General features: G+C 62.0%; 12 protein-coding genes. 7 read left to right on the top strand and 5 right to left on the bottom strand.

Going from position 1 to position 12,649, the window contains the following annotated elements; translation table 11 throughout:
- The first annotated feature begins 162 nt into the window (after positions 1-162).
- The gene (locus QQL87_RS25640) at positions 163-795 is read left to right on the top strand and encodes a 2-hydroxychromene-2-carboxylate isomerase (protein WP_284421743.1); all 633 of its coding nucleotides are present in this window, start codon (positions 163-165) and stop codon (positions 793-795) included.
- Positions 796-888: 93 nt separating this feature from the next.
- Positions 889-2,088: a CaiB/BaiF CoA transferase family protein gene (locus tag QQL87_RS25635; protein ID WP_284421742.1), complete on the top strand. Its 1,200-nt coding sequence runs from the start codon at positions 889-891 to the stop codon at positions 2,086-2,088.
- 18 nt (positions 2,089-2,106) lie between these two features.
- On the opposite strand, the gene QQL87_RS25630 is transcribed toward QQL87_RS25635, so the two are convergent.
- From QQL87_RS25630 to QQL87_RS25620, 3 genes are all read right to left on the bottom strand, one after another.
- Positions 2,107-2,796 (bottom strand): glutathione S-transferase family protein, encoded by a 690-nt coding sequence (locus QQL87_RS25630; protein WP_284421741.1) that lies wholly within the window; start codon positions 2,794-2,796, stop codon positions 2,107-2,109.
- Position 2,797: 1 nt separating this feature from the next.
- Complete coding sequence (locus tag QQL87_RS25625; protein ID WP_284421739.1) at positions 2,798-3,541, bottom strand: SDR family NAD(P)-dependent oxidoreductase; 744 nt, start codon at positions 3,539-3,541, stop codon at positions 2,798-2,800.
- Between the two features lie 124 nt (positions 3,542-3,665).
- On the bottom strand, positions 3,666-3,986 hold the full coding sequence (locus QQL87_RS25620; RefSeq protein WP_284421738.1) for a hypothetical protein: 321 nt from the start codon (positions 3,984-3,986) through the stop codon (positions 3,666-3,668).
- A 162-nt stretch (positions 3,987-4,148) separates the two neighbouring features.
- On the opposite strand from QQL87_RS25620, the gene QQL87_RS25615 reads away from it, so the two are divergent.
- On the top strand, positions 4,149-4,886 hold the full coding sequence (locus QQL87_RS25615; protein WP_284421737.1) for an SDR family oxidoreductase: 738 nt from the start codon (positions 4,149-4,151) through the stop codon (positions 4,884-4,886).
- A 114-nt stretch (positions 4,887-5,000) separates the two neighbouring features.
- A complete protein-coding gene (locus QQL87_RS25610; RefSeq protein ID WP_284421736.1) occupies positions 5,001-5,975 on the top strand; it encodes an NAD(P)H-dependent flavin oxidoreductase in 975 nt (324 codons plus the stop codon).
- A 218-nt stretch (positions 5,976-6,193) separates the two neighbouring features.
- On the opposite strand, the gene QQL87_RS25605 is transcribed toward QQL87_RS25610, so the two are convergent.
- Together QQL87_RS25605 and QQL87_RS25600 are read right to left on the bottom strand one after the other, a co-directional pair.
- Complete coding sequence (locus tag QQL87_RS25605; RefSeq protein ID WP_284421734.1) at positions 6,194-7,411, bottom strand: multidrug effflux MFS transporter; 1,218 nt, start codon at positions 7,409-7,411, stop codon at positions 6,194-6,196.
- A gap of 94 nt (positions 7,412-7,505) precedes the next feature.
- Positions 7,506-8,702, bottom strand: a complete 1,197-nt coding sequence (locus QQL87_RS25600; RefSeq protein WP_284421732.1) for an acetyl-CoA C-acyltransferase — start codon at positions 8,700-8,702, stop codon at positions 7,506-7,508.
- 79 nt (positions 8,703-8,781) lie between these two features.
- Between QQL87_RS25600 and QQL87_RS25595 the strand changes: the two genes are divergently transcribed.
- From QQL87_RS25595 to QQL87_RS25585, 3 genes are read left to right on the top strand one after another with little or no spacing between them, the layout of a single operon-like run.
- Complete coding sequence (locus QQL87_RS25595; protein WP_284421731.1) at positions 8,782-9,495, top strand: TetR/AcrR family transcriptional regulator; 714 nt, start codon at positions 8,782-8,784, stop codon at positions 9,493-9,495.
- 19 nt (positions 9,496-9,514) lie between these two features.
- The gene (locus tag QQL87_RS25590) at positions 9,515-11,836 is read left to right on the top strand and encodes a molybdopterin-dependent oxidoreductase (protein WP_284421730.1); all 2,322 of its coding nucleotides are present in this window, start codon (positions 9,515-9,517) and stop codon (positions 11,834-11,836) included.
- A 41-nt stretch (positions 11,837-11,877) separates the two neighbouring features.
- Entirely contained in the window at positions 11,878-12,558 is a 681-nt protein-coding gene (locus tag QQL87_RS25585) for an SDR family NAD(P)-dependent oxidoreductase (protein WP_284421729.1), read from the top strand.
- The last annotated feature ends 91 nt before the right edge of the window (positions 12,559-12,649 follow it).

Genomic DNA, 12,649 nt, shown 5'->3' with positions numbered 1-12,649 from the left:
GGCACTAGAGTTGACACAATACCCTCAAGGTAGGCTCAACGCAGCGGAATCTCATGCATATTTGACAGTTCAATTTTAGAACTATATTGGTCGACGGTCGCCGGAGCTCGGCTGGAAGATCGCCGAGCCTGACCGTCAGTGCGCTCTGTGGGAGGAGTCGACATGCCCCTGAAGGTTGAATTCCTGTTCGATTTCGGTAGCCCGAATGCGTACCTGGCGGAGCTGGCCCTTCCGGGAATCGAACGGCGTACCGGCGTGAAATTCGAATACGTTCCGGTCCTGCTTGGCGGCATCTTCAAGGCGACGGGCAACATGTCACCCTTCGAGTCGCTTCGCGGGATCAAGAACAAGCCGGAGTATCAGGCGCTGGAAACCCAGCGCTTCATTCGGCGATATAACGCGACGAAATTTCAACAGAATCCGTTTTTCCCGGTCAACACGCTGATGTTGATGCGCGGCGCGGTTGCGGCTCAGTTCGAAGGTGTGTTCGAACCCTATTTCCGCGCGGCCTATCGGCATATGTGGGAGGAGCCGAAGAAGATGGATGACCCCGAAACCTTCCGGAACGCATTCGTCTCCTCAGGCATCGATATCGACCGGCTGATTGCGCGCGCGCAGCAGGATGATGTCAAGAAGGGGTTGATCGATCGGACCTCGGACGCCGTTAACCGCGGGGCATTCGGCTCGCCGACTTTCTTTGTTGGAAAGGAAATGTTCTTCGGCAAGGACCAGCTCCGCGACGTCGAGGAGTCGATCGTCGAGCAGATCCACCAGCCGGACTCCAAATCCGCCTAAGCATGGGAATCGAGGCCTGAAGCGGCTGATATCCCGGCCTGCATGACGAAAGCTCGGTCAGCTTCATAGCAAGATTAACTCAGGGAGAATGTCATGCCTGGCCCACTCAACGGCGTTCGCGTCCTCGATTTGACGGGCGTCGTGTCAGGTCCTTTCGCGACCATGTTTCTGGCGGATCAGGGCGCCGACGTTCTGAAGATCGAGCCGATCGGCGGCGACATTACCCGGCGCAGCCGCGCTACGATCGACAAGGCCGGTGAGTTTTCGGCGCTGTTCATTTCTTCGAACCGCGGCAAGCGTTCATTGTCGATCGACGTCAAAAGCACGGCTGGCCGCGAGGTTCTCGCAAAGCTGGTCGCGCAGGCGGACGTCCTGGCGCAGAATTTTCGCCCGGGCACCACCGAGCGCCTCGGTCTCGGTGTCGATGAATTGCGGCGGCGTCATCCACGCTTGATCTATGTCTCGATCAGCGGCGTCGGCGACACCGGACCCTACGTGAAGAAGCGCGTGTATGACCCGATCATTCAGGGCCTGTCGGGCTTTGCCGATATCCAGTCGCAGCCGGTAACGAACCGTCCGCAGATGATCCGAACCATCGTATGCGACAAGACGACGGCGGTGTTCACGGCGCAGGCGGTGGCCGCGGCCCTCTATGCCCGCGAGAAGACCGGGCATGGCGACCATATTCAAGTCGCCATGCTGGACGCAATGATCTCATACCTGTGGCCGGAAGGCATGATGCAGTACACGGTGGTGGGGGGCGAGGCCGTCGCAGCCGATCCCAACGATCGACCAGATCTCGTGTTCAAGACCAGCGACGGCTACATCACAGCGGGAACCATTTCGGATTCGGAATGGCAGGGGTTCTGCCGGGCCTCTGGCGATCCCGAGCTTGCCAAGGATCCCCGGTTCGCAACGCCAGCGGCGCGCTCGGTGAACGCCACGGCACGTATCAACAAGATGGCGGAGTATATCAGCCAGCACACCACAGCCGAATGGCTGGAGCGTCTGGACGCTGCTGACGTCCCTTGCGCGCCGATCCTGCGGCGCGGCGAGATCATTCACAATGAACAGGTGATCGCGCGCAATATCATCGCGGAGTTCGATCAGCCGAACGTCGGGCGGGTGCGGCAGCCGAAGCCGGCCGCCCGCTTTGAGATCAATGAGGCCATGATCGGAGGGCCCGCTCCCCGAATAGGCGAACACTCGCGCGAGGTGTTGCGCGAACTGGGCTATGACGACGCCGCCATCGACCAGATGGTCGCCGAGCGCAGCGTGCGCGTAGCGATCTAACCTCCCATGCGCCGCAAGTTACGGTCGGCTGTTAACTTGCGCCGGCGCTGGCGTGATCGGCACCAAAGGCACGTTCGCCGTAGCGGCTCGCTGATACGCGTCTCGTTTCCTGATACGTTCCAGATAGGGCTGCGCATTGTCGCAAATGCCAACGCCATAGGCGACGGCCCACTCGAGGCACGTCGTGAGCAGGATGTCCGCGCTGGTGAACCGGTCGCCCATCAGGAATTGCCGGCCATCCGCGAGTGCGACTTCAACATGCCGCAACTGCTGGCGGAAATACTCGCCGGCCTGGGCAACGACCTCCGGCGCAATGCCGTAGATGGGACCGAGCCCGTCGGCGCGATGGCGGCGCATCACGTAAAGGCTGGTCGAATCCAGCTCCGCGACGATGAAGAAGCACCACTCCAGCCAGGCGGCATACTCGCGAGGCGCCTCGGGAATCAGCGAATGGTCCGCCGTGGAGTACATTCGTGACAGGTAGGCAACGATCGCGGCGCTCTCGCCGATGGCGAAGTCGCCGTCCTGAAGCAAGGGGATCTTCTGGCGCGGATTGAGCTTGGTGTATTCAGCGGTCTTGGTCTCGCCCGTTCGCGGCCCGATCGGCCTTGTCTCGTAGACCAAGCCCAGCTCCTGCATGGCCCAATGCGCACGAATGGTACGGCTTGTCCCAACGCCCCACAGGATCAGTTCTGGTGTCGCGTTCATGTCACCATTTCTCCATGGACGGACGGAGATCCAGCTCGTGGGTCCAGCCATCCTTGGTTTGCTGGTGGGTGAACCAATAGGCGTCGGCAATGGAAGACGTCTTGGTCAGACTGTCTGGTGGAATTTCGCCGGCCTCGATCCCTCTCGCGGCCTTGATGCGCTGGTGGATGGCCTCGCTGTCGACGCCAGCATCGATCAGGAGATGCACGACGTGAATGTTCTTTGGCCCCAACTCGCGCGCCATCGCCTGGGCCACGGCCCGAAGTCCGAACTTGGCTGATGAAAATGCCGCAAACCCCTGGCCCCCGCGCACGCTGGCCGTCGCGCCGGTAAAGAAGATCGTGCCGTGTCCACGCGGAAGCATGACGCGTGCGGCTTCGCGTCCGACCAGGAAGCCGCCGTAGCAGGCAAGTTCCCAGGCCTTGAAGAACAGCTTCTCCGTGGTGTCCAGCAGCGGCTTGTTGACGTTCGAGCCGGCATTGTAGAGGCAGACCTCGATCGGTCCGAACTCCTTCTCGACCCGCGCGAATATGCTTTGGACATCTGCTTCCTTGCGAGCATCGACGCTGAACGCGTGAACGTCATGCCCCTCAGCCCTCAGCTCGGAGACGAGCTCCTGCGATTTGGACGCATCACGCCTGCAGATGCATACCGTGTACCCGCCCTTGGCAAAGCGTCGTGCGACCGCCGCCCCAATGGCATCCCCAGCACCCACAAGTATCGCTACACCTTGGCTCGCCGCCATCTCGATCCTCCCCTTTTAGTTCTAATTTGGTACTTAATCTAGCTGCCGACGGTTGCGTTGTAAACGGTGGTTTCAGGTACGTTTAATAGTGAATGGTAATGTCCGAAGCGCCGACATGAAAACCTCAAGCAAAGCGCGGCGGCAGTTGCCAATTGACAAGTTCTAAAAAAGAACTGTAATATGTCGCGACGCCAGCCAGCGCGAAAAGTGCACTGGTGCAAAAGCAGGCGTGGTTTTGCCGGGGAGGGCAGGCGTGGTCGAGCGTTCGGAGGTGACCAGTCGCGGCGAGATTGCTGTCGGCCTGCCCGGCCGCATCAATCATGGAGCGGAAAGGCAGGTGGCCAATGCCCCCGGCCAGACTGCGCGTGTCGAAGATGGGGAGCCCAGGAACCGTCGCGTTCCGTGGCGGCGCGTTGGCGAAATCGCCGCGCCTTGTCGACCACATCTTCCCCTGATGCAGCTTCCGCCGGCCTCGACGCCCTCGGCTGCCTCGATTGGCAGGACCGTCATGGGCAGGCGGGTCAAGGCGCGGTGGGAGTGAAGCCCATGCCGCGCGGACGGCCGAATTGTTCGCACGAAACATGTCCAAGTGACCGGGAGAGCACCCTTGCAGAAGAGAAACGCGACCGTGGCCGTCATCGGCGCAGGAGACTACATCGGCGGGGAGATTGCCAAGAAGTTCGCCGCGGAGGGCTTCACGGTGTTCGCCGGCCGTCGCAATGGCGCCAAGCTCGAGCCGCTGGTCAAGGAGATCGAGAAGGCCGGCGGCGAGATTCACGCGCGGACCCTCGACGCGCGCAAGGAAGAGGAGATCATTTCGTTCCTTGGCGAGGCTGACAAGCACGCGCCGCTGGAGGTCTGCATCTTCAACATCGGTGCCAACGTCAACTTCCCGATTCTGGATACGACCGAACGCGTATTCCGGAAGGTCTGGGAAATGGCCTGCTATTCCGGCTTTCTCGCCGGTCGCGAGGCGGCTCGGCTGATGCTGCCACGCGGCAAGGGCAACATCTTCTTCACCGGAGCGACGGCGAGCCTTCGTGGGGGAGCGGGATACGCGGCCTTCGCCAGCGCCAAGTTTGGCCTGCGGGCCGTGGCCCAGGCGATGGCGCGCGAGCTTGGGCCGAAGAACATTCACGTCGCACACCTCATCATCGATTCCGGTGTCGATACCGAGTGGGTTCGCCAACGGCGGATCGAGGCGCTTGGCCCGAATGCGCTGGATGATCCCGATCTCCTGATGCCGCCGTCATCGGTCGCGGAATCCTATTGGCTGCTCTATCAGCAGCCCAGAAGCGCCTGGACCTTTGAACTGGAGATTCGTCCCTTTGGCGAAAAGTGGTAAAGGGAGTCTCTCGCGATGGAGCTCAACCTGTCCAGCGAGGGTGCTGCCTTTCGAGACGAGGTGCGCGCTTTCATCGCTGGCCGCGACATCTGAAAATCTCCATGGGAGGCATTGGTGAAGACAGCGATCACTGAGATGTTCGGTATCGAACATCCGATCATCCAGGGTGGAATGCACTATGTCGGGTTTGCCGAGCTCGCGGCCGCGGTGTCGAACGCGGGCGGACTTGGAGTTATCACGGGTCTGACGCAACGGACGCCGGAACTGCTGGCCAAAGAGATCGCGCGTTGCCGAGACATGACGGACAAGCCGTTCGGCGTGAACCTGACGTTCCTACCCACCTTCAGTGCGCCGCCTTATCCGGAGTACATTGCGGCCATCAGGGAAGGCGGGATCAAGGTGGTTGAGACGGCAGGACGCAGTCCCGAGCAGTACATGCCGGCCTTGAAGGCGGCAGGCATCAAGGTCATTCACAAATGTACGTCGGTCAGGCACTCGCTGAAGGCCGAGCAGATCGGTTGTGACGCTGTCAGCGTCGACGGCTTCGAATGCGGTGGTCATCCCGGCGAGGACGACATACCCAATATGATCCTGTTGCCACGCGCGGCCGAGGAGCTGAAGATTCCGTTCGTTGCCTCGGGTGGCATGGCGGATGCGCGCAGCCTGGTCGCGGCTCTTGCGATGGGTGCGGCCGGGATGAACATGGGAACGCGCTTTATCGCGACCAAGGAAGCGCCCGTGCACGAGAACGTCAAGAATGCGCTGGTCAACGCTTCCGAACTCGACACGCGGCTGGTCATGCGTGGGCTGCGGAATACAGAGCGCGTATTGAGGAACAAGGGCGTCGAACAATTGCTCGAGATCGAGCGCGAGAAGGGGAAGCAGCTCAAGATCGAAGACATCCACGATCAGGTGGCAGGCGTCTATCCCAAGGTGATGATCGACGGAGACATGGACGCTGGCGCGTGGAGCTGTGGCATGGTCGCGGGTCTTATTCACGACGTGCCGACGGTGAAGGAACTGATCGACCGCATCATGCTGGATGCCGAACGGATCATCCGTGAGCGCCTGATCGGAGTCCTCGCCTGACCGGATTGCTTGATGGTGCCGAGCAAAGGACGGCTGTCGTTTGGCCGATGGCGTGATTGTCAGTGACGAAGTCCGACCGCCTGCGACGGTTGGACCTCGTCAATTCGGAAGAAATCCATGGATCTGGGCGACATGGACGATTGGAGCCGTCGCGGGACCGCGGCCTCCGACACAATCCGTTGAACGCGATTGGCGCGCCGCGTCCGGTCGGCAGGGCTTTATCGCGAGCGCCGGGCATATAGGCCGAACGCCAGCAGTGAAAACGCAGTCAAGACGATACCAAGTGCCAACATGGCTTCATGCGACACCGTCGCGGCGAGCCATACACCGATTGCGGCGGTCATCATCTGCCAGAAACCCAGCAGCGCCGAGGCGGCGCCGGCCTTCTCTCCGAACGGAGAGAGCGCCTGTGCGGTGGCCAGTGGATTGACGACGCCCATGCCGAGGAGAAAGACGATCATTGCGCCCAGAAACGGCGGGAACGTGGGGCTGATGACCGCGATGGCTACGATCGCAATGCTGCTGGCGGCAGTCGCCCATAGTCCTGCTTTGATCGGGCCATCGAGCCCGTAGCGTGGTGCCAATCTCGTCGCCAGCATACCGGCGGCGAATACGATAAAGACGGTGCCGGCGAAGAAAAGGCCGAGCTGGATCGGCGTGAAGTGCAATGCTTCAATCAACAGGCGCGGCATAGCCGAAAACATCGAGAACAAGCCGCCGATGATCAGGCTCGTGGTTGCGGCCGGGATGACGAAACGACGATCGCTGGCCAGGCCGGCATAGGTCCTGACGATAGCAACGGGATTGAGCGGAGCGCGGATCGAGTGATGGGTTTCGCCGAGGACGATCGCGTAGGCGATCGCGCCGAAAGCCGCAACGGCCGCGACGAGAGCGAATTCGGAGCGCCAGCCAAAGGCGTGATCGAGTGCGCCGCCGAGCAGAGGCGAGAAGCCGGGGGCTGCGGACATTGCGATCATGATCAGCGCCAAGGCGCGTGCCAGCGCGGCCCCGCTGAACATGTCCCGGGCGATGGCGCGGGACAGCACTGACGTGGCGCAGGCGCCCGCAGCCTGAACGGCGCGACCGACCAAGAGACCGGGGAGATCATTGGCCAGGCCGCACCAGACGCTGCCGCCGAAGAATACGGCAAATCCGATCAGGACTGGCCAGCGTCGACCGTAGCGATCCGAGAGCGGTCCGACCACGAGCTGGCCCAGCCCGAACACCGCAAGAAAGACCGTGATGGCGGATGTGACCGCCGCGCTCGTGACATTCAGGGAGACTGCGATTTGCGGCAGCGAAGGCAGCAAAATGTTGGTCGCAAGCGTTCCCATGGCAGCCAGGAGGGACATGATCGCAATCGGCAGGGCGCCGGAGGTCGTCGCGCGTGGCGGCGCAGAGTCGATTGCTTCGCATTGGTCTACGATTTGAGCCATTTCAACTTTCGCAATGATGGAAGCAGACAGGGCGGGCGGCGAGCGCCACGGTTCGTGGTGCTCGCTGCGCCTTTTGCAGGGATGGTCTGTGTTATCAGCGGGCGACGCGCTCGACCGCGATGGCGGTCGCTTCACCGCCGCCGATGCAGAGTGCAGCCACGCCTCGCTTGAGGTTTTTCGCTTCGAGCGCATGTAACAGCGTCACGATCAAGCGCGCACCGGTGGCGCCGATGGGATGGCCAAGGGCGCAAGCGCCGCCATTGACGTTGAGCCTCTCCCTGGGAATGCCGAGATCCCTCTGTGCGGCCATCGCGACCACGGCGAAAGCTTCGTTGATCTCGAAAAGATCGACATCGCCCGCGCTCCAGCCGATCTTGTCCAACAGCTTTCGGATGGCAGGGATCGGCGCCGTGGTGAACCATTGCGGCTCCTGGCTGTGGGTGGCGTGCCCTCTGATTTCGGCCAGCACGGGCAGGCCGTCGCGATCAGCGAGAGAGCGCTTTGCGAGGATGAGGGCCGCGGCGCCGTCGGCATTGGCGGAGGAGGCGGCCGCTGTAATGGTTCCATTGGCGCGGAACGCTGCTTTCAATCCTGGAATCTTGGCGGGATCCACCTTCAGCGGATGTTCGTCGTTCGCGATGATCCGCGGCCCGGTCTTCTCGGTCAGCGTGATCGGCGCGATCTCAGCCTTGAACGCACCACCTTCGACCGCGTTGCGCGCGCGGGTCAACGTCTCGATCGCGTAGGCGTCCTGGTCATTGCGGGTGAACTGATAGGCCTCCGCGGTCGCCTCGCCGAAATCGCCCATTGAGCGCCCGGTCTCATAGGCGTCTTCCAGGCCGTCCATCATCATGTGATCGATGATCCTGTCATGCCCGGCGCGGTATCCCCCCCTCGCTTTCGTCAGCAGATAGGGAGCATTGCTCATGCTCTCCATTCCACCGGACACCACGATGTCAGCTGATCCCGCGTTGATGATGTCATGGGCCAGCATGGTCGCCTTCATGCCGGAACCACAGACCTTGTTGACGGTGGTGGCTCCCGTCGCATCCGGCAGCTTCGCGCCGCGCGCAGCCTGGCGAGCCGGTGCTTGGCCCTGGCCGGCCGGCAGCACATTGCCCATGAACACCTCGTCGATCTTTTCAGGCGCCAGCTTCGCCCGCTCCAGCGCCGCGCCGATCACGTGAGCACCAAGCTTGTGGGCGCTCTGGGACGACAGCTCGCCCATGAATCGGCCGAGTGGCGTGCGAGCGGCGGAAACAATGACGACGGGATCGGAAGCGGCGGTCATTGCAAAATCTCCTGCTGATATCTGTTGTTATATGACGATTATCATATAAGATGACGGGCATTGCAATTGAATCTTGTCATTGGCCTTCAATGAAGCGCGGTTCCTGAACTGTTCGAAGGGGATGAGCACGGGCGTACAGCTGGTCCTCTTGAGAGCTCGCAACGGGGTGGCGATGCGTTACGAAGAAAACCACAGGCGCCGGACGCACCGCCGGATCGTCGAGCAGGCCTCCTACGGCCTACGACAGAACGGGGCCAAAGGACTCAGTGTCATCGACGTGATGAAGCTCGTCGGCCTGACGCATGGCGGCTTCTACAACTATTTCGAGTCGCGCGATGCACTTGTTGGCGAGGCCATCGCCTTTGCAATGGACCAGACCACCGAGCGTTGGAAAAAGCTGACCAACAACAAGGAAGATGGCGAACCCTTCGAGACGGTGATCGCCGACTATCTGAGTTCCCGGCATCGAGACAATCCCAAACAGGGGTGCGCCCTTCCGACGCTGGCCGTCGATGTCGCTCGATCCGGCGCGAGCGAGCAGCAGGCGCTGGCCTCCAAGCTGGAGAAGATGATCGATGTCTTTGTCGAGCTGCTTCCCGACGAGCCACCTCGACAGGCCCGCCAAATCGCAACCGGCGCTATCGCGGCCATGGTCGGATCAATGGTGCTGGCGCGCGCCGTGGGAGCCGGGAAACTATCCGACGGCATTCTCGCTGCGGGACGCATGACCGCCGGTGGCTGCACGCAAAAGCTACCGCGTAGAACGACGGCGATGATGCGCTGCGACAAATAGCACGACCAGGGAGGTCACCATGACGGCCGGAGTTTGGCTCAAGACAGCCTGCAACCTATGCTACGTAAATTGCGGTATTGAAGTCCTGGTGGACGACGGCCGCATCGAGAAAGTGCGGGGCGACCGCTCAAGTCCGAAATCGCAGGGATATCTGTGCAACAAGGCGAGCCGGATTCGATACTATGCGCATCACAAGGATCGGCTGACGACCCCGCTGCGCCGTCGCGCCGACGGCGGCTTTGACGAGATCGCGTGGGACGTCGCGATCTCGGAAATCGCCGCGCGGCTGCAAGACATCGTCGACAGACATGGTGGCAGGAGCATCGCTCTCTATGGTGGCGGTGGGCAGGGCAACCACGCCGGCGGCGCCTATGCCAGTGGCTTGTTGCGCGCGCTGGGGTCGCGCAGCGTGTTCAACGCGCTTTCACAGGAGAAGACTGGCGATTTCTGGGTCAACGGCCACATGTTCGGCAGCCAGACATGCCACACGGCCGAGGATGTCCATCATTGTGACCTCCTGCTTGTCATCGGTGCAAATCCCTGGATCGCCCACGGCTTCCCCAATGCGCGCGATCATCTCAATCAGATCCGCAAGGATCCCGAGCGCAAGCTGATCGTCATCGACCCGCGGCGAACGGAAACGGCTGAAATGGCGGACCTGCATCTCGCGGTTCGTCCCGGAGCCGATGCGTTTCTCCTCGGCGCATTGCTGGCAACCCTTGTCCGTTCCGACAGGATCGACCATGCGTTCATCAAGGAGCACACGATCGGCTTCGCGGAAGTGAGGCAGGCGCTGCTGGACATCCCTGTCGAACAATGGGCTGCCGCGGCTGATATCTCGATCGGGGATCTGGAGCGGTGCGCCGCGATGATCGTAGCGGCGAAGGCCATGGTTGTGCGCGTCGAGCTTGGCATCCAGCAAAGCATCAACTCGACGCTCAACTCCTATCTCGAGAAGCTCTTGATCATGCTTTCCGGAAGTTTCGGCCGGAAAGGGACCAACCAACTGCATAGCTGGCTTCAACCTCTGTGGGGCAACTCACCGAACCAGACGTTCGCGCCAACCGGCGACGCGATCATAGGTGGGCTGTTGCCTCCCAACATCTTCCCCGAAGCGGTGCTCAGCGATCATCCTGACCGATTGCGCTGCGCCTGGATCGACAGCTCCAATCCCGCCAACACCGCGGCAAACACCGAGGCGGTGGAACGCGCACTGCGCTCGCTCGAGCTATGCGTGGTGGTCGACGTTGCGATGACCGAAACTGCGCAGCTGGCGCACTACGTTCTCCCAGCGTCGTCGCAATACGAGAAGACCGAATTCACCCTGTTCAATTTCGAGTTTCCGACCAATTTCTTTCACGTGCGTGCCGGCGTATTGCCGCCGCTCGCCGGCACCTTGCCGGAGCCGGAGATCTACACGCGGCTTGCGGTCGCCCTGGGGCTTCTGCCAGGCGACAATGCGCTCGCCCCCTTGCGTGAGGCGGCACGGCGTTCGCGCCCTGAATTCGCTGCCGCCTTCCGTGCCTTCATGGCCGAGAATCCGAAGGTGGTCGCTGCCCTCGTGCTCTATCACACGCTGGGGCAGACGCTTCCGGATGGCACGGCGGCCGCGGCTCCGTTGTGGAGCGCGGCGTTGGCCTGCGCAAAGCGAACGCCGCAGGCGGTGCGGCGGGCGATCGGCGCATCGGACGACGTTGCTGATCATCAGCTCGGCGACCTGCTGTTCGACACGATCGTTTCCGCCCGGCAGGGCACCGCGGTCACACGTCACGGCTATGACGAGGTCTGGTCGTTGATCGGCCATTCGGATCACAAGGTGCGGCTCGTCGTTCCGCAGATGCTGGAATGGCTGGCGTGCCTCGATCCGCAGGCGGCGCGTGCTCCAAAGGCGTTTCCGTTCATGCTGGCGGCCGGTGGCCGCCGCATGTTCAACGCCAATCAGATCTTTCGCGATCCCGCGTGGCGCCGTGACGATCCGGACGGTGCCATGTTGATCAATTCGAGCGATCTGAGAGCGCTCGGTGCCAAGGATGGCGATTGGATCGCCGTCGAGTCGGCGGTCGGCCGGCTCGTCGTGCGCTGCAAGGTCGATGACGCCATGCGGGGCGGCCAGCTGGCGCTCCCCCACGGCTACGGTCAGGCGTATCCTGCGCCGGATGGAGAACGCCTCATCAGCGGGCCGCGCATCAATCTGCTGACCGAGAGCGGCAACCGCGATCCCATTGCGGGGACACCCTACCACAAGAATGTCGCGGTTCGTCTTGCCCTGGCATCTGCGCATGAGGTTGCCTCCCATCAATCGCAGTCCGAGCGAATTCATGCCAGCGCGGCCCGACTGTAGCTCGAAGAGGACGACGAATGACCGGGAAACCAACGGCGATCGTGACCGGCGTGGGGCCGGGGACGGGAGCTGCCATCGTCAAGCGCTTCTCAGCTGGCGGCTTCCGTATCATAGCGCTCGCTCGCTCAGCAGAGCTCATCAATCGCCTTGCGCAAGAGCTTCCCGACGTGCACGCGGCGATGTGCGACGTCTCGGACGAGAGCCAGGTGCGGACGGTGGTCGCCGACGTCAAGCAGCGTTTTGGCGCGGCCGAGGTTCTCGTCCATAATGCGGTTGGAGGAGGATGGGGGAGCTTTCGCGAGATCGATCCGAAGATGCTGAAGGGCAACTTCGAGGTCAACGTGATGGGCCTGTTGTATTTGTCGCGCGAAGTGGCTCCTGACATGATCGCTCGTGGTCGAGGGGCGATCCTGGTGACCGGAAACACGTCGTCGATCCGGGGCAAGGCCAATTTCGCCGGCTTCGCTCCGACCAAGGCGGCGCAGCGCATTTTGGCCGAGTCGATCGCGCGCGACATGGGCCCGCTCGGCGTACACGTCGCCTACGTTCTCATCGACGCCGTGATCGACACGCCCCGGATGCGTGCGCGGATGAGCGACAAGCCGGACGACTTTTTCATCAAGCCTGCGGCCATCGCCGACGAGCTGTTTCATCTCTACAGCCAGGATCGATCGGCATGGTCGTTCCTGACGGAGCTGCGGCCTTTCCGGGAAAACTGGTGACGTCTCGTCGGCAGGCATGGGAACATGGTGGTCGGAGGGCCACGCGCTTGGGCTTGGCAGAGAGTTCACCGGACGCAGAACTTGGAAGGTC

It is taken from the genome of Bradyrhizobium sp. SSBR45G (genome assembly GCF_030159255.1).
Taxonomy (GTDB): domain Bacteria; phylum Pseudomonadota; class Alphaproteobacteria; order Rhizobiales; family Xanthobacteraceae; genus Bradyrhizobium.
Note: the sequence above shows the minus strand (reverse complement) of the source record. Positions and strands in the feature narration are given on the sequence as shown.

What these genes read in the sequence shown, in the direction of transcription:
- QQL87_RS25635 (WP_284421742.1), top strand. Translation starts at nt 889, where the DNA reads ATGCCTGGCCCACTCAACGGCGTTCGCGTCCTCGATTTGACGGGCGTC.
- QQL87_RS25605 (WP_284421734.1), bottom strand. Translation starts at nt 7,411, where the DNA reads ATGGCTCAAATCGTAGACCAATGCGAAGCAATCGACTCTGCGCCGCCA.
- QQL87_RS25625 (WP_284421739.1), bottom strand. Translation starts at nt 3,541, where the DNA reads ATGGCGGCGAGCCAAGGTGTAGCGATACTTGTGGGTGCTGGGGATGCC.
- QQL87_RS25620 (WP_284421738.1), bottom strand. Translation starts at nt 3,986, where the DNA reads ATGTGGTCGACAAGGCGCGGCGATTTCGCCAACGCGCCGCCACGGAAC.
- QQL87_RS25630 (WP_284421741.1), bottom strand. Translation starts at nt 2,796, where the DNA reads ATGAACGCGACACCAGAACTGATCCTGTGGGGCGTTGGGACAAGCCGT.
- QQL87_RS25600 (WP_284421732.1), bottom strand. Translation starts at nt 8,702, where the DNA reads ATGACCGCCGCTTCCGATCCCGTCGTCATTGTTTCCGCCGCTCGCACG.
- QQL87_RS25590 (WP_284421730.1), top strand. Translation starts at nt 9,515, where the DNA reads ATGACGGCCGGAGTTTGGCTCAAGACAGCCTGCAACCTATGCTACGTA.
- QQL87_RS25640 (WP_284421743.1), top strand. Translation starts at nt 163, where the DNA reads ATGCCCCTGAAGGTTGAATTCCTGTTCGATTTCGGTAGCCCGAATGCG.